The sequence below is a fragment of the Spirosoma migulaei genome (assembly GCF_054776855.1).
In genome coordinates, this window is the sequence record NZ_BAAHBG010000027.1 from 746,555 (window position 1) to 766,951 (window position 20,397).

Consider the following 20,397-nt stretch of genomic DNA (forward strand, 5'->3'; position numbering starts at 1 on the left):
GCCTTTTCAGTCTATGGCATCACCTAATTTAACGGACTCAAACAACCCCAGTCCTTTGGCACCGGCACGGTCATTACCTCCCGACCAGATTTCGCCAAAAGCTGTTGTATTACGCCTATTTCAGGTTAAGAATGTATTTCGGCGTAACTGGAAGCTATTAGTCATCTTAGTAGCTCTGGGTGCTGCTATTGGGTTTATCTATGACTTCATGCATAAGAAGCGGACCACTTATACTGGTTCGATTATGTTCAATCTGGGCGGGGGTTCATCGGGTAACGGCTTTGGCGAACTTGGTCAACTTGCCGGTGCTTTCGGCCTAAGTTCGGGGGCTCCCGATGCGAATATCTTCGTTGGGGATAACTTTTTAATTTATGCGCAATCACGACCCGTTGTTGAAAAAACACTGATGCAGCATGATACCATTCGTGGAAAAGACACCCTGCTCGTCAATTATTACATCCGTCACAGTGGTATTCGCGATAAAGAATGGGAAGAAAACGACTCGCTGCGTGCGTTTTACTTCAAGCAGGCCAAAAAGCCAAACGAGTATACCAAACTGGAGCAGTTGGCGATGGCCGATATTTACTCGCGTATTAAAGGGGAGATTGCCATCAAACAACCGGAGCGCAAATCGTCGTTTATGGAGCTGAGTTGCTTTATGGAAGATGAGTTACTCACAGCCACCTTCCTGAGCAGGCATCTCAAAACGATTGAAGAAGATTATCAGCGCAAGCAAACCAAAAAAACCCGCGAAATGTATGACCTGCTTAATTCACGGGCCGATTCTATTTCCAGAATCCTAAATGGCACTGAGAGTCAGTTGGCGCAGTATATGGATCAGAACCAGCAGGTAGTTGTGGCAGCGGCTCGTATCAAGGAAAACAAACTGACACGGAACTCAACTTTTCTCACTTCCTTGTATTATCAGGCCCTGCAACAAGCCGATAACATGCGTTTATCATTGATTCGGGAGACCCCCCTCTTTACAATTATTGAGCCGGTTACGCTGCCCCTATACCGGGAAGTACTAGGAACGCAAGGCCTACAGATTGGCACCGTACTTTCGTTTGTAGTAGCGATCATTGTCATTTTCATACGAGAGACGTATCGCACCATTATGAGGGAAGAGTGACGTTGTTAATGAACTGACCAGCCAACCGATTCTGTTACCAACCTTTTAACTGATTTTGAAAACCCACGAAGTAATTATTCAGCCTGGTCGCTCGGAGCGGCATTACTGGCGAGACCTATGGCGCAACCGGGAATTGATGTACATCCTGTCCATGCGCGATGTGTCCGTTCGTTATAAGCAAACAGCTCTCGGCACAGCCTGGGGACTTATTCGGCCTCTGACAACCATGCTGATTATGGTGTTTGTTTTCAGTAAGATTGCCAAGCTACCCGCCGATCCGGGTGTTCCTTACCCCCTTATGGTATTGGGAGGAATTACGGTCTGGACTTTTTTCTCAACCGCTTTTACTCAAATCAGCAATAGCGTAACCCTGAACTCCAACCTGGTCACGAAGGTCTATTTCCCAAGGCTCATTATGCCCATCAGCTCAATAGCCGTTAGCTTTGTCGACTTTCTGGTTTCTTTGGGTCTGTTCATCCTGCTATCCATCTGGTATCGGTTTATTCCCGACTGGCACTTAATTTTATTGCCTGCCTTTATTCTGTTGGCTTTACTAGCCTCCTTTGCTTTCGGATTATTCTTTGCGGCTGTCAATGTTAAATTCAGGGATATAGGCCAACTTATTCCATTTATTGTTCAGGTTGGTTTTTACGTTTGCCCAATTGCCTATAGCAGTCGGCTTGTGGCCGATAAAGCGAACGAGTGGTGGGCCCCGTTTTATTGGTTCAATCCAATGGTAGGCATCATTGACGGTTTCCGCTGGTCATTACTCGGCGAAAAAGCGTACTTTAATCCTCAGAGTTTACTCTTATCCGTTAGCATAGTGGCCGTGTGTTTAGCCCTGTCGCTGTACTTTTTTCGGAAACGAGAGAATACCTTTGTAGATGATATATAAGAATTACGAATTTCGAGTTACGATGTACGATTTTAGTACTGGTTAATTCGTAACTCGTAACTCACACATCGTAAATCATTATGTCTGTTATCACTGTCGAAAATATAAGTAAGCAATACATCATTGACCATCAGAAGGGCAAGGGTACCAACACGTTGCGCGATGTTCTGACGGAGAATTTCCGGTCGATGTTTGGCAAAAAAACAAAGAATGCCATTACGCACGAGGAGTTCTGGGCGTTACGTGATGTGAATTTTTCGATTGAACAGGGCGACCGGGTAGGTCTCGTTGGACATAATGGTGCCGGTAAATCAACGATGCTCAAAATTCTGAGCAAGATTATTCAACCTACTACAGGCACCGTACGTATTCGGGGTCGGGTAGCCAGTTTACTCGAAGTAGGTACAGGTTTCCACCCAGAACTGACAGGTCGGGAAAATATCTTTCTGAACGGTTCATTGCTGGGCATGAGCCGTAGCGAGATCAAGCGGCAGTTCGACGAGATTGTGGCGTTCGCTGGTGTTGAAAAATTCCTGGATACGCCCGTCAAACGGTATTCATCAGGAATGTACGTTCGGCTGGGCTTTGCGATATCCGCCCACCTGGATCCTGAGATTATGATCGTTGATGAAGTACTGGCGGTAGGTGATGCGGAGTTCCAGAAAAAAAGCCTTGGCAAAATGCGGGATAACTCTGCAAGTGGCCGAACCGTCATCTTTGTTAGTCATAACCTGACTGCCGTTCAGGCACTCTGCAATAAGACATTTTATTTTGAAAAAGGTCGTTTGATCGAGCAGGGAGAAACCAATCAGGTTATCGCTTCGTATCTGAGTAAAGTTTCCAAAACCCGCTTGCTCCGCCAGTGGGATACGCCCGAAGAAGCTCCGGGCAATGATCTGGTGCGTGTTCGTCGGATGGAGTTGATCCCCGACTATCTGGATCAACTAACCCACATCGATGTTCGAACCTCCATGACGTTCCAGTTCGAATTCTGGAATCAGATGGATCATGCGAACCTGAATTTAAGCCTGCACCTCAATTCACTTACGGGTGAATGTATCTTTAACATCGGCACGCAATCTCAGCCTTATGGAAAAGGATTGATTGCTGCAGAATGTACCATTCCAGGCTATTTCCTCAACGATGGTTCCTATACCATTTCAATAATGATCGTTAAGGATACCGTTACACCGCTCTATGTTATGGAAGAAGGCATTACCTTTGACGTAGAAGATTACCGCGAAGGAATCGCCTGGTACGGAAAATGGCCGGGCTATGTTCGTCCGCAGTTTCCTTTTCATATAAAAATGCTGGAACCCGTTGTCAGTGAATAGCAAACCGGTATCAGCTACCAGTCTATAGTTGGTAACTGACGACTCATTCCTATCGACTGATAGCTATTCTCCGATAACTAATCTAATGATTAACGTAACCAAATCATATTTACCAGACCTTGAGGAGTATGTTACCCTGCTGAAAGGTGTCTGGGAGCGCGTTCACCTGACAAATGATGGGCCCTTATTGCGCGACTTAGAAGGGCAACTTAAAGAATATCTGGGCGTTAAACACCTTAAATTCTGTACGAATGGTACCATTGTTCTCCAGATGGCACTCAAGGTGCTGGATATTAAAAAAGAGGTAATTACCACCCCGTTTTCCTATGTAGCTACGACCAATGCGCTGCTTTGGGAAGGCTGTACCCCCATTTTCGCCGACATTCGCCCGGACGATTTTAACATTGACCCCAACAAAATCGAATCGCTGATTACCGAAAATACGGAGGCTATTATGGCTACACACGTATACGGAAATGCCTGTCAGATCGAACAGATTGAAGCGATTGCTCAGAAACATAATTTAAAGGTTATCTACGATGCAGCCCATACCTTCGGAGCTACCTATAAAGGAAGTTCGATCCTAAGCTACGGCGACATCAGTACCTGCAGTTTTCACGCCACTAAAGTATTTCATACCGTTGAGGGTGGCTGTATTGTCACCAACGACGATGCCATTGCCGAGAAACTGCACCATTATCGCTCGTTCGGCCATAAAAATGACACCTATTACGGGCTGGGGATCAATGCCAAAAACTCGGAGTTGCATGCAGCGATGGGTTTGTGTGTATTACCTAAAGTTCCTGATCTGATTGCATCACGGAAACAGCGATTTGGTTTTTACGACAGTCGACTTGATTTCTCCCGGATTACCCGCCCCACCCTAACACCCGGTATGGTCTATAACTACGCCTATTATCCGGTGGTATTCGATTCGGAGGAGACCTTACTGCGCGTTATGGAGACACTAGTTGCACAAAATATTGTACCTCGGCGCTATTTCTATCCTTCATTGAACACGCTGCCTTTTGCTCTTATTTCCGGAACAGCGCAGCCTTGCCCAATCTCAGAAGACATAGCACTTCGGGTACTGTGCTTACCTATGTATCCCGATCTGGCCGAAGCAGATATTGACCGGATTGCCTCGCTAGTTAATGAAGCTGTTGTGGCTGTTAGCGAAAACGCATAGCGGTATATTGTTTATTATGACCCTATTTTATCTTCTTTCACTCATTCTGTTTGTCGTTTATACCGGTCAGCTATCGACGCGTATCTGCCGTCGATCACTAACCGAGTGGTGGTTAACAACGTTTCTACTGGGAGCAGGAAGTGTTATTCTGACGGGCTTTGTGCTATCGGCACTTTATCTGACAGCGAATGCGCCCGTATGGGCAGGTTCTGTTTTCATTACAGCTACGGTCATCGGTGGGATACTTAGTCGGCTGGGAAAGCAGGAACGGTTTTCGGTTATTCCCCTTATCCGGGAGCGTTGGCAAACGGGTAGAGACTGGTTCAGCGGCTTATCAGGCTATGCCCGGTTTATTTTCTCAATCCTATTTGGTACACTGGTAATTGTTGGTGTCACGAATGTACTTCTGGTGCTGTTCACCGTTCCGAATGAATGGGATAGCATGACGGGCCACTTAAACCGGGTCATGCAGTACGTTCAACGAGGAACCATGCGCCATTTTGGCGGCACCAACTGGAACATCGATACCTATCCGAAAAGTGTTTGTACGCTCCAGATCTATTCGTTTCTGATGACCGGCCATTTCGAAAATGGTTTCAAGTTCATTCATCACCTGAGTTACTGGACAGCCATCGTTGCCGTATTTGGCATTGTGCAGTGCATTGGACAGAGCAGATTATCGGCTAGTTTTTTTTGTGCATTAGCCTATGCGCTCCTGCCCGACTTCCTGATGCAGTCGATCACAACCGAAACGGATATTGTGCTGACGGCTTACCTGAGTGTACTGTTGTATATGCTGTTTAGCTACCGAAACACGGGGACTCAGCCAGATAGCCGTTATCTCTATCTGGCGGGGATAGCCTTTGGTATAGCCTTCGGGCATAAGATTACGTTTGCGTTACTTCTCCCTTCGGTGTTTGTTATCATGATTTACACCGTTTTCCTATCGCCATCCTGGGCTATAACCTTTGAGCGCACCTGGCGACTGGCAGCAGCGATCTTTGTAGGTGTCTGCTTATGGACACTTCCAACGGGTTATCTGAAGAATATCGAAGTGTTTGGCCATCCCATTGGGCCGCCAACGGCGCTTAAGCATCAGTCGGTTGAGCGAGCAGGACCACTGTCAAATCTGCTGGAGCAGGGGAGTCGGAACCTGATTCGTTATGGTTACGATCATGTCAATTTAGATGGCATCCGGAACCTGGCAATTGGGGCTAAAATTAATCATGCCATGCGCCAGCCCATTGTGGTGCTGGAAGATAAACTACATATGCGTCTGGATGAAGAGACAGACTTTTCGATCCAACCCTTCGCCTTCGACCGGAAGTTTGTCTTCTACAATGCCAATCCGTATTGGGGTATCTTTGGATTTGGCCTCATATTCCCTCTGCTTATACTCGTATTGATTGGTTATGTGCGGTCAACACCGCACACCTATCTTGGATTCGCGTTATTGCTTCACTTTGCAGCCCTCTCCTACTCAGCTCCCTACGATCCATTTAAAGGCCGTTATTTCATCGAAACAGGTCTGTTCGGAATCACATTTCTGGCGCTCGTGTTTCTGCACCCGCGCACAACGGTGGATCACCCTGGCCGACTAATCTGGAAAGGGTACGTTGGGTTCGTGACGATCCTAGGCTGTCTATCAGCTGTATTATGTATATTCTTAAATACCAGAGCCTTACCGTTTGGCTGGACTGCGCCTGATGGAAAAGTATTTCCTTCAGCGTTTCATTCAGATCGGATTCAGCAAATGACGCTTGGACGCCCGGACATCTATATTCCCTACAAACGGTTCGACGAATTAGTACCTGATACGGCAACGGTTGCTCTGGCTACCATCAACGACGACTACGAGTACCCACTATATGGACCAAAGCTTTCCCGGCGGCTCATTGCGATTCACCCATTTGAGCAACCCCTAAGGCCTATACCATTGAATGCTGGTTATCTCTTTTTCGACAAAAGTGTAATCAGTCCACAACCTGGCGATTTGCGTTTAGGCACCGACACTACCATGCGGGCAGCCGTAATTGTGCCAGGAGAAGATTATTATTTAAGAAAACTACATTGATTTATGCTTTACGATCGGGGTTGCCCGGGCGGTACGATTTTCTGTAGTCCGCACATCGTAAATTGTAAATCGTAAATCGTAAACACAATGACCCTTGCCATCATGCAGCCCTATTTTCTGCCCTACATTGGCTACATGCAGCTTATGAATGCCGTTGACACGTTTGTGCTATACGACGATGTGGCGTTCATTAATCGAGGCTGGGTGAATCGGAATCGGCTGCTTATTAATGGTCAGGAGCATCTTTTCACCGTACCCCTTAAAGATGCGAGCCAGAATAAGCGAATTAATGAGGTTCATCTGGCCGATGATCCTAAGTGGCGTAGTAAACTGTTAAAAACAATTGAGCAGGGATACCGCAAAGCCCCCTGTTATCAAACGGTTATGCCGCTAACCGAAAAAATCATCAATTTTACGACTGATTCAATTGCCGACCTGATCTATTTTAGCCTTGTTGAGCTAAGTCAGTATATGGGTATTACAACCCGACTTGTCCAATCGTCAACGATTTATGCCAATGGAGAGTTGAAAGCACAGGAGCGGATTTTGGACATCTGTCGACAGGAAAACGCGCAACGGTATATTAATCCAATTGGTGGCATTGAGCTGTACGACAAACCAACCTTTGCTCAGGCAGGCATCGAACTGAATTTTATAAAATCAACGAAGGTCGACTATACCCAGTTTAACCGGGGCGACGGTCGCAACGAGTTCGTTCCCTGGTTGTCAATTATTGATATATTAATGTTCAACGACATCGCCACTGTGAGGACGATGCTGGATGCGTATGAGTTAGTGTAGTGACAAATCTTAATTGCGAATGAGTGAATGAGCGAATGAGTGAATATTTCTTGTATTAGTTGATATTCACTCATTCGCTCATTCACTCATTCGCTCATTCACATATGGCAAAGGTTATTATTTTCGGGGTAATGGATACGGCCGAGCTGGCTCATTTCTATCTCAAACACGATTCCGAGCATGAGGTGGTGGCCTTCACAGTCAGTCGCGAGTACATGAATGGCACCGAGTTTCAGGGCTTGCCACTGGTAGCGTTTGAAGAGGTAGAAACACTGTTTTCACCGCAGGAATACAAATTTTTCGCACCAATGACGGGCCGGAACATGAACCGGAACCGCGAGCGGATTTACCTCGAAGCTAAAGCCAAAGGGTATGAATTCATCTCGTATATCAGCTCCAAAGCAACTCTCTTTGGCAACCAGATTGGTGAAAACTGCTTTATTCTGGAAGACAACACCATTCAGCCTTTCACCACCATCGGTAACAATGTTGTTCTTTGGAGCGGTAACCACATTGGCCATCATGGTCAGATCAAAGACCACGTTTTCTTTACGTCGCATGTGGTGATGTCGGGGCATTGTGTCATTGAACCTTACTGCTTCTTTGGTGTCAACAGCACCATTCGCGACTACCTACATGTTGCTACTGGTACGTTATTAGCTATGGCATCCGCCATCTATAAAGACACCGAAGAGTGGGGTATGTATTTGGGTAACCCGGCAAAAAAACTACCTAAACCAAGTTACGAAGCCTATTAAATTTGTCATCTTTAGTCATCCATTGTCATTGCGTGGCTGCTCAGGCAGTTGTTCTTTGTCACCACAAACGGTTGAATGACTAGGCATGACAAAGAATGACTACGAATGACCATTTTGTTAATTGGCCACGATGCCAACCGTGCCGGAGCGCCACTTGTATTGCTGAACCTAATGCGTTTGCTAAAGGCTGAAGGCATACAAATGCGCTTATTATTGGGCGAAGGGGGCCCAATTCTGGCTGATTATCAAGCTATTTGCCCAGTCACTATTGCATCCGCACCCAATCAGTATGTAGTGGGCGCATTGGCAGATAAAGTGCTTGGAAAACTAGGCTTGTGGCAGCAGTTTTATGATCGGCAGGTAAAGGCTCGGAAGCAGGAAATCCGGGCTGAACTTGGGCTCGATTCCGTTGATTTAGTACTGGTTAACACAGTTGCCGGTAGTCACTGGTTTACACAATTAGCCATTCCAGATAAAACTCCAGTAGTAACGTTCGTACACGAACTGGCTATGTCGGTCCGAATTTATTCGCAACCTGACGAGCTGGCTTATCTCTTGAATCGTACCACCCATTTGCTGGCCGTATCGAAAGCAACAGCACGGTATTATGAGCAACAGCATGGTTTCGACCCTGCCCGTATCACGCTTTATACACTTATTGACACGCCAACGCTGGAGCAAAAGGTCCTACAGGCACGTGAGCAACCAAGCCTATATGCCTCCCTGGGTTTACCTACAAATGCATTGATTGTAGGCGGTTGTGGAAATGCAGAGTGGCGAAAAGGCAATGACCTATTTATTACGCTGGCCCGTCAGGTAATTGGCCGGACCAAATCAGAAAACCCAACCTTAACTCAACCCATTCATTTTGTTTGGGTGGGTATGCCAGCGGGTACGCTGCATGACGATTTATTGCTGGACATTCAAAAAGCTGGTCTGGCTCATCAGGTTCATTTGATTCCACCCACGCCTGAGGTGCTGCGTTACATGAGCCGATTTGACGTGTTCGTCCTCTGCTCTCGGGAAGACCCTTATCCCTTAGTTGTGTTTGAAGCTGGTTTAAGTGAGATCCCTGTTGTTTGTTTTGAAGGCGCTGGTGGATCCCCAGAACTGGTTGAAACAGATGGCGGATTTGTGGTACCCTATCTGGATCTGGACGCTATGAGTAATCGGATTCTCGAGTTACTCTACCAGCCCCAACTCCGAAAAAGAATGGGCCGTCGGCTCAGTCAAAAGATTCTGGAACGCCATCCAGCTCAGCAAAGTGTCGAAACTCTCGTAACTTTGTTTACCCAATTGACTGCCTGAATACCAATGCGACCTTCCGGCTATATGCCCCAATTAGACGCACTACGAACAGTTGCCGTTCTATTAGTCATCGTTTTCCACTGGTTTCCAACAGGTGAAGGCATTAATCGCTTACCTAACGGAACCATTGGCGTATTAATCTTTTTTGTGCTTAGCGGCTTTCTGATCACTCAGATTCTCCTGAAGAACCGAAACGCAATTCACGCAGGCCAAACAACCCCAGGTCATGTATACCGTAATTTTTTAATTCGACGTGCCCTGCGAATCTATCCATTGTACTACCTCACCATCACGTTTGTGTTCATCCTATTACCGAAATTCTCGGATATCGACGAACATCCTCTATACTATTATTTTTACGGCTCTAATATCCTCCTCCAACGGACAGGAAACTGGGCTGACATCCTCTCTCCTTTCTGGACGCTGGCTGTTGAGGAGCAACTCTATCTTATCTGGCCATGGGTCGTGCTGGTAACCCCGAAAAATGCCTTCCACTGGATTTTAGGTCTCATGATTGGGAGCGGCGTTGCCTTTCGAGCTTTTGCATATGTCCAGGGAAATCTCGACGGCGTTCTTACACCCGCCTGCCTCGATTCATTTGGTATGGGAGCGCTCTGGGCTTATGTTACAATTGACCAGTCTACTTTGATCCCGTCTTTTTTGAAAAAAATGTCTATAGCAAGTCTATTGGCATTAGGCACCTTTTTCGCTCTACTTTTCCTACCAACCACCCATTTCGTAGTCGTTCTTTTGCAGCGCTTCACCATTTCAATACTAGCTTTATTCGCTATTTCCCGGGCCAGTATTGGTGTTGGCGGCTGGATAGGTCAAGTGCTTAACAATAAAGCCCTTCAGTATTTTGGACGGATCAGTTATGGCATTTACGTCTTTCATATGCTCGTGCCTAGCTTTGGTGTTGAACTGGTGGTGACAGCGTTCCATCGCTTTGGCGTTTCACTAACGCTCGGCTACTGGACCCATCGGCTGCTTAGCCTGGTTATACTACTAACTTCGGCCTCATTGTCCTGGTATATTTTTGAAAAACCATTGAACAACTTAAAACGATACGTACCCTACAAGCTAGTTAGTCAGCCGATAAGTCGGTGAATCAGTGTTGTATAACTGAATTACTAACCAACTCCCCGATTGATTTATGACGCTAGCATTCACCATCTGTTCAATAAATTACCTCGCCCAGGCCCGAACCCTGGGTGATTCGCTTCGGCAGACCAACCCCAGCTATCAGTATATAATTGGCTTGGTCGATAAGTTGAGCGACGCCAATTTGCCCGCTGAATTGATACCCGCCTATCCAATGATTGAAGTGGATAAGATTGGGATTCCGGACTTCGTGGCCATGTGCGACCGCTACGATATTACGGAATTGAATACGGCCGTTAAGCCATTTTTCATCGATTACTTTTACCAATCCTATCCTGAAGCGACCGAGGTCATTTATTTTGACCCTGATATTATTGTTTTTCAGCCATTGGAGGAACTGAACGAAGCCCTTACAACCTATAGCTTAGTTCTGACTCCCCATACATGTTCACCCACGCCAGACTGGGAGCGCCCAAACGAACAACACCACCTGAACACAGGAATTTTCAACCTTGGCTTTATTGGCTTACGGAACGATGCCACAGCACGTAAGTTTGTAAACTGGTGGAAAGATCGGCTGGTGTATGAATGCCGAATTGATTTGTGTGAAGGCCTGTTTGTGGATCAGCATTGGGTAAATTTTGCCCCAGTTTATTTCGATAACGTTCTGATCGATCATCATTTAGGATATAACGTGGCTTACTGGAATCTGCACGAACGCTACTTCTCAAAAAACGAAGCTGGTCAGTGGCAGGTGACGAGTTTAGATGAACATGCTGGCCAATCAGCCGATGTTAACGAAGGAGAACCGTTACAGTTTTTTCATTACAGCGGCTATCATCCCGAGCGGCCCAATGAAATCTCAAAATACCAAACGCGGTTTTCTTTTGGTGACTCTACCCCACAAAAGAAACAGCGGCCTGACGTAAAACCACTTTTCGATTTGTATCGTGAACGACTGATAGCCAATCATAATGATCAATATCGGACGTATCCGTGCATTTATATTAAGCCTCCTGTAGTGCTTCGTTATCTTCGCGTTCGTAAATTGCTAAAAACACCGTTCAACCGAGTAATTGCCCTGTTAGAATCTCGTTAAGTATGGCTGATTGGTCGCGCTTGCAAGCGCTTTGGACATATCGCTTTCACAAATACACCCACATCGTGGGGAAGTTTTGGTCATTTGCCGTCAAATATGTACAGTTACGTTGGCTCAAACAGAAAATTGGGAGCCGACAGTTGGTGGTCATTATCCTTTCTGAGCAAATGGGCGACATTATCGCCTGCGAGCCAGTTGCCCGCGAAGTGCGGAAGCTTCATCCAGATGACTATATTATCTGGATGGTGCGGAAGCCTTATGTCGAGCTAGTCGAATACCATCCGGATCTGGATGGGTTTTTGATCGAAAAATGCCCCGGCGAACGGGTACGCCTGCTTCGATCGGGTATCTTCGATAAAGTATACAATATGCACATCTCACACAGGAAGTGTAAATACTGTCTCGAAGACCCGATTAACCCAACCGCCGATCACATTGGCCTAACATTTGACAATTATTATCATCGGGGCGATCTGTTGTATATGTTTTCGCAGGCAGCAGGGTTACCAGCCTTGACTGCTGACCCGAAGATGCATATTCCAGATAGTGTTCGACAAAAAGTAAAAGCCCTGGCCATACAAGCCAGCCCAATTGTCATTCACTGTCAGTCGAGCCATGTCATGCGCGACTGGCCTGCTGCCAACTGGAATAAACTTGTGAAGTGGTTACTCGCTACGTACCCGTATCCAATTATTGAAGTAGGGTTAACCCCAACGGTAACCGAAGAGCATTCGAATTTCCGCAGTTTATGCGGTCAACTGAGCTTACTCGAAACTGCTGAAGTAATTCGGCAGGCCCGCCTGTTTATCGGCATTGATAGTGGCCCCGCTCACATGGCAAATGCCATGAATACAGAGGGGATTATTTTACTAGGCAAACTGTTCGACTTTGTCGATTACCTGCCTTATTCTGGTCGTTTCAAACGGGGTGAAGACATCACCCTCCTAAATGATTACGGTCATCCGTGTTCCGAGCTACCGTACAGCTGGGTACAGGAGGCTGCTCAGGAGCGATTAGGTCAACCCAAACTTGTATGAAGTCGTCTACTACTGTTAGTGTAAACATTGTTTTACCCGTTTATAAACAACAGCTTACCGATTATGAACGTATAGCCCTGACCCAATGCTTACGCATACTGGGAAATTACCCAATCTGGTTAGCAACCCCTCATTCGCTTGACATTTCAGCCTATCGCGAACTAGGTCCAACGTTGCAGGCACGAACATTTGACGATGCCTACTTTGCCGACGTTCAAGGTTATAACCGACTCATGATGTCGGGTGAATTTTACGAAGCATTTGCCGATCAGGAATACATGCTGATTTACCAATTAGATGCCTTTGTCTTTCAGGATGACCTGGCGTACTGGTGTCAGCAAAATTACGACTACATTGGCGCCCCCTGGTTGCGCGACCGTGACTTTACCGGTTTTGGCGATAAACTTTGGTTTAGCATTAAACAAAGGGTAGCCACCTGGGTTAACCTTAAAAAACCGGACGGCATCACCCCCCGCGAGATCATCAATCTGAATGGCGTCGGTTGCGGTGGTTTTTCCCTTCGGCGTGTTTCAGCCATGTTGCGTTGCCTTGAACCTTTCAGGGAAAAAATTGCTGAATACGAACGTATTGCTCTGCACCAATATCATGAAGACGTTTTTTGGGGTATCGAAGTAAATCGCTACTGGCCGCGATTACGTATTCCTACGTATAGGAAAGCCCTCTATTTTGCGATTGAGTTTTATCCAAAATGGGCCGTTGAACATTATAATCAAGGTCAGTTACCTTTTGGTTGTCATGCCTGGAACATTCATGGAACAGAGTACTGGCGTCCAATTTTTGCCCAATACGGTTACCAAATATGACTACATCAGTGCAACCAACAGTCTCCATTGCCCTCTGTACCTACAATGGCATGGCCTATCTCACTACGCAATGGAACAGTTTGCTAGGACAAGAACGGTTACCGGATGAAGTGGTTATTTCTGACGACCGATCAACAGATGGTACGGGCAGCTTACTGGAAACGTTAGCCGCTACAGCCCCTTTTCTCGTACGTATTCTGGAAAATCAAACGCGTTTAGGGTATAATAAAAACTTTGAACGAGCCTTAGCAGCGTGTACGGGTGATCTGATCTTTATCTGCGACCAGGATGATTTTTGGTTACCGGAAAAAATCAGCACCATGGTCCAGTATATGGTTCAACATCCCGAAATTCAGATTGCGTTTTGTGATGCCTGGGTAACTGATGAAAATCTGGAGGGGCGCCAGAACCGATTTTGGGAAGCTGTTCGCTTTGATAAAGAAACCCAGAAGCGTTGGAAAGCTGGCGAAACCATGGACGTTCTGCTCGACGGAAACCGGATGATGGGCTGTGCCACGGTAATCCGTAGAGCCTTTCTACCCACCTTGTTGCCCATTCCAGATAAAATACCAGGGTATATTTACGATGGTTGGATTGCCATGGTAGCTGCTACGCAGAATGCCATCCATTTTATTGATAAGCCTCTCCAACTCTACCGTACTCACGTTCAACAGCAGGTAGGTGTTCGACAACAGGAAGTGGGCGATCGAATAAGACTTCGGGATCGTTTGACGAGGCATAGGGCCAGAAAACTGGCTCCACTCCTCAAAAAACGGGTTCAATTAAGCACAATTAGTGAATTGTTAAGTAAACGTGTTCCGGCAAATTCGCCAGGTCTACCCCAACTCTACCGGCGGTTGGATCATTTCAGCATGCGCAGTAATTTGCCCCATAATCGACTGAAACGAATCTCTCCCGTACTTTCTAATTTATTACGGGGTAATTACCGACGCTATGCGGATGCCGCAGCCAACTGGTATGCCCCTTTACTAGCCGTTTTGGGCGATATATTTGAATAATGTAGTTTTGCGCCCACTGTGCTACTAACAATCTGTACAATCCGTCAATTACCCCAGGCTCTTGCACTGGGTGCTAGTATCAATCTATTCACGACTACCGGCCAATCGGAACCGGTATTAATTGGTTTAGTAGATGATCCTGCCCAACTGCCTACTGGCTTTGTGTCGCCCTATCCGCTACTTCCAATTGGTGAATTAGTACCTGCTGGGCAGCTAGAGCAGTTGTCGGCTATGTATACGCCAACCGAGTTTGCAGCTGCCTGTAAGCCATTATTTATTGCCGAAGCATTTCGGCGGTATCCCGATACAAACCAGCTCATATACGCCGATCCGAATAGCTGCTTTTTGAGTTCTCCTACCCCAATCTGGGCGTTACTGGCCAAATCGACTATCTTGCTGACACCCTTTATTACGAGAAATCCAACAACTGGCTTACAGGATAAATCGTGGCCTGATGAAAAATTTTTTCAGAATATTGGCCTGTACTGTTCCGATTTCCTGGCATTTAGGCGCTCAGCCGAAACGGATCGGTTCCTGGCATGGTGGGATAATCGGGTGCGAGAACGAGCTTTTATTAACTTTTGTGAGGGGCTGTGTCTGGATCAACTCTGGCTAATGCATGTACCGGTCATGTTTCGGGGAGTAGCCATTGTCAAAAACCCAGGCTGGCATGTCGCCCTTTGGAATCTATCGGAACGAACCATCCACACGAAAGCCAATACCTGGAAAGCCAGTGGCCCTACAGGCCAGAATGAGCCCTTGGTTTTTGTTAATTTCAAGGGTTTATTCAATCCAGACGAAGGTTTTTTCCCGCATCAGAATCGGGTCCGTCTCTCAAGTCGGCCCGAAATTGTAAGTTTATTAAGTACCTATCGTCAATCAGTTACAGCTCAGTCATTACTCGTTGAGACGAGTAATCCTGCATACGGGCAGCAACCTGAGCCGCCGGTGGTATGGGGCTGGCGATATGCTACGATTAAGTCGATGCGAACCATTACCCGTTTTCTTGATCGAGTATACGTCCCTGTCATCAAGTAAGGAATACTGACCGAATAATCAATCCTGGTTAAGGATTTATCGGCAAATAGCCCTATTTTTGCCAGTCAATTTTCTCAGAAAAATACAAATCGATTGGTTTGTAGGTTTTCCTTTCATGAAAGTACTCTTCGACCATCAATCGTTTACGGGCCTGCCTTATGGGGGTGTTTCCCGCTATTTTTTTGACCTGATGCGCTCGTTTTCCAAACGGTCAGATATTGAATTTGAACTATCGTTGCGATTCTCGAATAATGAATACCTGAATCAGGCATCACTGAGCAATCACCTACGTTACCCACGCTTTGCCCACCTGCGAAATGCCCACCGGGTAGCGTCTGTCTTAAATCGTCTGAGCAGCCTGCAGCGGGTTCGGGCGGGTAAATTCGATATTTTTCATCCAACGTATTACCATCGCTATTTTTTGAAGGATATCGGCAAAAAACCATTTGTCCTTACGTTTTTCGATGCTACCAGCGAGCGATATGGTGAACAATATCCTGAATTGGGCGAAGGGATCTATGAAACGAAAAAGCAACTTCTGCGCCGGGCCGACTGTGTCATCTGTATTTCAGAGTTCTCAAAACAGGATTTGCTTCGTTACTTCCCGATTGAGCCGGATAAAATAAAGGTTGTTCTACTTGGTTCCACCTTCAATGAGTACGTAGCCCAGACCAAGCCGCAGGAGTCTCCCTTAGCGGCACCCTATTTATTGTATGTTGGTAAACGAGGGCTTTATAAAAACTTCAGCGGTTTCTTTAGAGCCATTCAGCCCGTCTTACATCGGCATACAGATTTGCACATCATTTGTGCAGGAGGAGGTTCGTTTACCGCTGAAGAACAAGCGTTGTTCCATGCCGCTCGGCTCAATGAGCGAATCCATTATCGTCCCCTGACAGACGCTGGCCTGGTAACGATGTATCAACACGCACGTGCATTTGTCTTTCCATCGCTGAATGAAGGATTCGGGATTCCTGTTCTGGAAGCCTATAGTAGCAATTGCCCGGTTGTGTTGAGCGATCGGAGTTCATTGCCCGAAGTTGGAGCCGATGCTGCCATTTATTTTGATCCTGAAGACGATGATTCGATGGCAGCTGCCATTGAGCGCGTGGTAACCGACGACGCTCTCTGCGCCGATCTGCGTCGGAAAGGCACCGAGCGGCTTCTTCATTTTTCATGTGACAAAACTGCTCAGCAAACGCTGGAGGTTTACCAATCTCTGCGCTAACGACAGTATGAAGCCTACGAACAACTCGCTCCATTCATTTGTAAATCTACCGTATAGCCCGCAAACAAATCTTGCGGCTGACCCAAAAGCTTACCCGAAGCTAACGGTTGTTACCCCGTCGTTCAATCAGGCCCAGTATCTCGAACGGACAATTTTAAGCGTTCTAAACCAACACTATCCTAATCTGGAGTATTTCATTATGGATGGTGGATCAACGGATGGGAGTCTTGAGATCATCAAAAAATACGAGCCGTATCTGGCTGGCTGGGTGAGCGAAAAAGACCGGGGCCAGACGGATGCCATCAATAAAGGGTTTCGCCGGGCCACGGGCGATTATGTTGCGTTTCAGAACTCTGATGATGTGTTTGCGCCGGATGCATTTAGCCGCGTAGCAGCAGCCTGGCAGAAAGCACCCATAACCGATGTTTTTTTTGGTGATATGTACATCACCGACGAAGACGACGTTATTCTGGAAGAAATGCGGGCACCCGAATTTTGTGTGGAATGTCAGCTTTACGAAGGTATGCAGGTGTTTAATCAGTCATTGTTTATCCGGCGCGACCGACTGAGCGAGTTTGGTTTGCTTGATGAAACGCTACGTTTCGTGATCGACTACGAAATTGTGGCCCGGCTAGGCGTTCAGCCAGGCATACAATTCCGGCACGTCGATGGCTTCTGGGGTGGTTTTCGGGTACAGCCTGATGCTAAATCGTCAACTATTGCCGCTACCGTAGGCATACAGGAACATAAGCTGGTAAAAGAAAAATACCTGCCCATGCTAACGTCATCAATGGGTCCATCATTCTGGCAACGTTATTGTCGCGTGCGTAAATTATTGACTTTTGCTCTCAAAGGTGAGTTCGGGTACGTTCGTCACCGACTGAACCTGAATCGGTCAAGAAAGTAGCAAGGGTCTAAGTTTATAGTTTGTTGTTCGATGTTAGCTGGCACGAAAGCAACTGTATAGCAACTAACATCAAACGACAAACGTCAAACTCTAAACTAATACCTGTTTATGAGCAACTTTATTCGCTTAGTGAAAGCCCTCGATTACATGCGGATGGTTGTCGGCATCTGTATTCTTGTGGATGGCTACCCACTAATCTTCTTTTTCCGGGAAACAATGCGCCTGGCACCGGGTAGCACCGCGTTTACTGCAGCCGCTCTGGCCGGTGGGTTGGTATTAATGATTCCATTTACTGCCTTACGCCGACTTTACCGCCCCAATATGACTATGTTCTGGATGGGATTATCCTTCCTATTGCTTAGTATATTGTACATGTTTGTGTATAATGGTGTACCAGGTTTCATAGACTATGACCGGGATATGATCTATTATGCGTACATGCTTATTTTTCTATTCCTGCTTATCAATATACCGAATGATATTATCCCGTTGTTTATTCCAGTAGTGGTACTCTTTACCCTAGTATCTAATTTGGGACTGATTTATTCACTGATTACGGACCCAACATGGGCTATTGGGCAACGAGCAACCATTACGCTGAATAACGGTGATCCAGGATCAGGAAACCCGCATGCTTTTTCCAGGAACGCGTTTATGGGTGTTATTGCCTGCGCCATCTGGCTCCTTCGCCCAAAAACCCATGTCTTATTTCGACTCCTTTCATTTTTTGCCGGTATTCTGAATATTGCGGTTCTGGTGCTCACCCAAACTCGGTCGGCTATCGTCGCGCTGATTTTGGCAGTGGTTTTATTCATGTATTTCAATGTTCGGCCCGCCCAGATTCGCGCGGCTGCCCGTAGTTTGATTAGCCCTATCCCCATCATGATTATGGTGGTTGGTTTTTTCGGGGTTCTTTATTTTTTCCAACGATACCTGACCGTTTACCTGGTTTTATATGATTATGTCACCTCGTTTGCGGAGCGAAATTTAGAAACCTTGTATGCCTTGCTGGGTCTGAAAGCACAGGGAGCTGATTATAAGGCCGCTCTTGATGACTCGACCGCTAACCGTTCTGTAAGTGCCACCTTTCTTCGAAACGTACTCTTGGGCCACCTCGAGATGCTCATTTTTGGATACGGCTATAAGTTCCTATACCTGGATGTGCCCATTATGGAAGCCCTTGCGGATATGGGGATTCTAGGATTAGCCCTGTTCGGAGGTGTCATTGGCATGTCAGGATACTATGCGATACGAATCATGCGCCAGAATCCGAATCCGCTGAGCGTCTTTCTGGCTTATTTTTTCCTATTGATTCTAATTCAATCGATCACGAACGGAAGACCGTTTGAGATTTCATTCTGGTTCCCATTAGCACTCATGATTCGATTTATGGGAGTCGAACACTTGCTCCCGGCCCATTTACTGGACAATGCGCCGGTCGACGCCCATGATCAATATATTGTGGTATCAAATCCCGAATCGGCCTGATGCGTATCCTTATTGTCCACAATTTACTCTGGGCGCACTATAAATCCAGCGTATTTCAGGCATTACAGCAACTGGTCGACCAGCGGAACGACATATCGGTGCAGGTAATACAAATTGCCCGTAACGAGCGCTCCCGCGCTGGTTTGGAAGCAAATCCAGAAGAAGCCCCACCTACGTACACGTATAACTACGAATTGCTCTTCGACCGATATGTGGAAGATATTAGTGTTCGAGAGCGGACACAGGCATTGCTCCGGCAGGCCAGAGCCTATAGGCCAGATGTTATCAATCTGACTGGGTATTATGACCCCGCGCAGCTGCTACTCTTAGTATGGGCCAAAGCTAATGGCATTCGGGTTGTTATGCAGAACGAAAGTACAGCTGCTGATCAACAACGAGGAGGCTGGAAAGAACGGGTTAAACGGTGGGTATTCAGGCAATGCGATGGCTTTTTCTGTTTTGGTAGTCAGGCTGCCGATTATGTGATTCAGCTAGGCGTTCCCGCTTCAAAAATTTTACTTCGCAAAAACGCCGTCGATAATACGGCCCTTCGTTCCACGTTCGAACGTGCATTGGCTTCTCGCGCTCAACAACAGCAGGTACTAGGGGTACGGCCAAATAATTTTGTGTTTGTCGGTCGGCTCATTGAGGCCAAGAACTTACCGATGCTACTCACTAGCTTTGCCGAAGCGAGCAAAGAATCAGCCAACGGCGCCAAGTGGGGGGTCATTCTGCTTGGCGATGGAGTTGAACAAGCCAACCTGACCCAGCTAATACACACACTTAGGTTAACCGAGCAAGTCATTCATTTGCCAGGGCGCCCCTGGTTCAAGGTGCCGGAGGTGCTGGCCCTTAGTAATGTACTCGTCTTACCCAGTCGCTCAGAACCCTGGGGCCTGGTGGTCAACGAGGCAATGGCATGCGGACTACCCGTTATTATATCAGATCGGTGTGGCTGCGCTATTGATCTGGTCCATAACGGCCAAAATGGCTTTGTATTCGATCCAGATCAACCTGCTCAACTGACCCATCAATTGGTTCTGTTTATGGACAACTCCGTCGATACAGAGCAGATGGGAAAAGCAGCCAAACAGTTGATTGCCCCTTATGCACCAGAAGTGGTTGCCCAGGAGATGCTTGACGGTTTTATTAAAATCACTAACTAATC

The 20,397-nt window shown here is 46.7% G+C and carries 18 protein-coding genes; all 18 read left to right on the forward strand.

Features of this window, described 5'->3' with window-relative positions; genetic code table 11:
• Positions 1-13 precede the first annotated feature (13 nt).
• Positions 14-1,132, forward strand: coding sequence for a hypothetical protein (locus ACYVGO_RS27935; protein ID WP_460972074.1), 1,119 nt, complete (start codon positions 14-16; stop codon positions 1,130-1,132).
• Between the two features lie 55 nt (positions 1,133-1,187).
• Positions 1,188-2,027, forward strand: coding sequence for an ABC transporter permease (locus ACYVGO_RS27940; protein ID WP_142772642.1), 840 nt, complete (start codon positions 1,188-1,190; stop codon positions 2,025-2,027).
• A gap of 80 nt (positions 2,028-2,107) precedes the next feature.
• A complete protein-coding gene (locus tag ACYVGO_RS27945) occupies positions 2,108-3,361 on the forward strand; it encodes an ABC transporter ATP-binding protein (protein WP_460972076.1) in 1,254 nt (417 codons plus the stop codon).
• An 85-nt stretch (positions 3,362-3,446) separates the two neighbouring features.
• Positions 3,447-4,550, forward strand: a complete 1,104-nt coding sequence (locus ACYVGO_RS27950; protein WP_460972077.1) for a DegT/DnrJ/EryC1/StrS family aminotransferase — start codon at positions 3,447-3,449, stop codon at positions 4,548-4,550.
• A gap of 16 nt (positions 4,551-4,566) precedes the next feature.
• Positions 4,567-6,624 (forward strand): ArnT family glycosyltransferase, encoded by a 2,058-nt coding sequence (locus ACYVGO_RS27955; protein ID WP_460972078.1) that lies wholly within the window; start codon positions 4,567-4,569, stop codon positions 6,622-6,624.
• An 87-nt stretch (positions 6,625-6,711) separates the two neighbouring features.
• Positions 6,712-7,425 carry a WbqC family protein gene (locus tag ACYVGO_RS27960; RefSeq protein WP_460972079.1) on the forward strand — a complete coding sequence of 238 codons (714 nt, stop codon included), beginning with the start codon at positions 6,712-6,714 and terminating at the stop codon, positions 7,423-7,425.
• Between the two features lie 104 nt (positions 7,426-7,529).
• On the forward strand, positions 7,530-8,183 hold the full coding sequence (locus ACYVGO_RS27965) for an acetyltransferase (protein WP_142772637.1): 654 nt from the start codon (positions 7,530-7,532) through the stop codon (positions 8,181-8,183).
• A gap of 105 nt (positions 8,184-8,288) precedes the next feature.
• Positions 8,289-9,491, forward strand: coding sequence for a glycosyltransferase family 4 protein (locus ACYVGO_RS27970; RefSeq protein ID WP_460972080.1), 1,203 nt, complete (start codon positions 8,289-8,291; stop codon positions 9,489-9,491).
• 6 nt (positions 9,492-9,497) lie between these two features.
• Entirely contained in the window at positions 9,498-10,598 is a 1,101-nt protein-coding gene (locus ACYVGO_RS27975; RefSeq protein ID WP_246859554.1) for an acyltransferase family protein, read from the forward strand.
• Between the two features lie 46 nt (positions 10,599-10,644).
• The gene (locus tag ACYVGO_RS27980; RefSeq protein WP_460972081.1) at positions 10,645-11,691 is read left to right on the forward strand and encodes a glycosyltransferase family protein; all 1,047 of its coding nucleotides are present in this window, start codon (positions 10,645-10,647) and stop codon (positions 11,689-11,691) included.
• A gap of 2 nt (positions 11,692-11,693) precedes the next feature.
• Entirely contained in the window at positions 11,694-12,728 is a 1,035-nt protein-coding gene (locus ACYVGO_RS27985) for a glycosyltransferase family 9 protein (RefSeq protein WP_460972082.1), read from the forward strand.
• On the forward strand, positions 12,725-13,552 hold the full coding sequence (locus tag ACYVGO_RS27990) for a DUF5672 family protein (protein WP_460972083.1): 828 nt from the start codon (positions 12,725-12,727) through the stop codon (positions 13,550-13,552). Before ACYVGO_RS27985 ends, ACYVGO_RS27990 begins: the two co-directional genes overlap by 4 nt.
• A complete protein-coding gene (locus ACYVGO_RS27995) occupies positions 13,549-14,571 on the forward strand; it encodes a glycosyltransferase (RefSeq protein ID WP_142772632.1) in 1,023 nt (340 codons plus the stop codon). Before ACYVGO_RS27990 ends, ACYVGO_RS27995 begins: the two co-directional genes overlap by 4 nt.
• 18 nt (positions 14,572-14,589) lie before the next feature.
• Positions 14,590-15,609: a hypothetical protein gene (locus ACYVGO_RS28000; RefSeq protein WP_460972084.1), complete on the forward strand. Its 1,020-nt coding sequence runs from the start codon at positions 14,590-14,592 to the stop codon at positions 15,607-15,609.
• A 115-nt stretch (positions 15,610-15,724) separates the two neighbouring features.
• Positions 15,725-16,834, forward strand: a complete 1,110-nt coding sequence (locus tag ACYVGO_RS28005; protein WP_460972085.1) for a glycosyltransferase family 4 protein — start codon at positions 15,725-15,727, stop codon at positions 16,832-16,834.
• A 7-nt stretch (positions 16,835-16,841) separates the two neighbouring features.
• Positions 16,842-17,741: a glycosyltransferase family 2 protein gene (locus tag ACYVGO_RS28010; protein ID WP_460972086.1), complete on the forward strand. Its 900-nt coding sequence runs from the start codon at positions 16,842-16,844 to the stop codon at positions 17,739-17,741.
• Positions 17,742-17,849: 108 nt separating this feature from the next.
• On the forward strand, positions 17,850-19,229 hold the full coding sequence (locus ACYVGO_RS28015) for an O-antigen ligase family protein (RefSeq protein ID WP_142772628.1): 1,380 nt from the start codon (positions 17,850-17,852) through the stop codon (positions 19,227-19,229).
• The gene (locus ACYVGO_RS28020) at positions 19,229-20,395 is read left to right on the forward strand and encodes a glycosyltransferase family 4 protein (RefSeq protein WP_460972087.1); all 1,167 of its coding nucleotides are present in this window, start codon (positions 19,229-19,231) and stop codon (positions 20,393-20,395) included. The genes ACYVGO_RS28015 and ACYVGO_RS28020 overlap by 1 nt, the downstream gene beginning before the upstream one ends.
• The last annotated feature ends 2 nt before the right edge of the window (positions 20,396-20,397 follow it).

Excerpts from the sequence above, each read along its gene's own strand:
- ACYVGO_RS27935 (WP_460972074.1), top strand. The coding sequence starts at position 14 with ATGGCATCACCTAATTTAACGGACTCAAACAACCCCAGTCCTTTGGCA.
- ACYVGO_RS27945 (WP_460972076.1), top strand. The coding sequence starts at position 2,108 with ATGTCTGTTATCACTGTCGAAAATATAAGTAAGCAATACATCATTGAC.
- ACYVGO_RS27950 (WP_460972077.1), top strand. The coding sequence starts at position 3,447 with ATGATTAACGTAACCAAATCATATTTACCAGACCTTGAGGAGTATGTT.
- ACYVGO_RS27955 (WP_460972078.1), top strand. The coding sequence starts at position 4,567 with ATGACCCTATTTTATCTTCTTTCACTCATTCTGTTTGTCGTTTATACC.
- ACYVGO_RS27960 (WP_460972079.1), top strand. The coding sequence starts at position 6,712 with ATGACCCTTGCCATCATGCAGCCCTATTTTCTGCCCTACATTGGCTAC.
- ACYVGO_RS27965 (WP_142772637.1), top strand. The coding sequence starts at position 7,530 with ATGGCAAAGGTTATTATTTTCGGGGTAATGGATACGGCCGAGCTGGCT.
- ACYVGO_RS27970 (WP_460972080.1), top strand. The coding sequence starts at position 8,289 with ATGACCATTTTGTTAATTGGCCACGATGCCAACCGTGCCGGAGCGCCA.
- ACYVGO_RS27975 (WP_246859554.1), top strand. The coding sequence starts at position 9,498 with ATGCGACCTTCCGGCTATATGCCCCAATTAGACGCACTACGAACAGTT.
- ACYVGO_RS27980 (WP_460972081.1), top strand. The coding sequence starts at position 10,645 with ATGACGCTAGCATTCACCATCTGTTCAATAAATTACCTCGCCCAGGCC.
- ACYVGO_RS27985 (WP_460972082.1), top strand. The coding sequence starts at position 11,694 with ATGGCTGATTGGTCGCGCTTGCAAGCGCTTTGGACATATCGCTTTCAC.
- ACYVGO_RS27990 (WP_460972083.1), top strand. The coding sequence starts at position 12,725 with ATGAAGTCGTCTACTACTGTTAGTGTAAACATTGTTTTACCCGTTTAT.
- ACYVGO_RS27995 (WP_142772632.1), top strand. The coding sequence starts at position 13,549 with ATGACTACATCAGTGCAACCAACAGTCTCCATTGCCCTCTGTACCTAC.
- ACYVGO_RS28005 (WP_460972085.1), top strand. The coding sequence starts at position 15,725 with ATGAAAGTACTCTTCGACCATCAATCGTTTACGGGCCTGCCTTATGGG.
- ACYVGO_RS28010 (WP_460972086.1), top strand. The coding sequence starts at position 16,842 with ATGAAGCCTACGAACAACTCGCTCCATTCATTTGTAAATCTACCGTAT.
- ACYVGO_RS28015 (WP_142772628.1), top strand. The coding sequence starts at position 17,850 with ATGAGCAACTTTATTCGCTTAGTGAAAGCCCTCGATTACATGCGGATG.
- ACYVGO_RS28020 (WP_460972087.1), top strand. The coding sequence starts at position 19,229 with ATGCGTATCCTTATTGTCCACAATTTACTCTGGGCGCACTATAAATCC.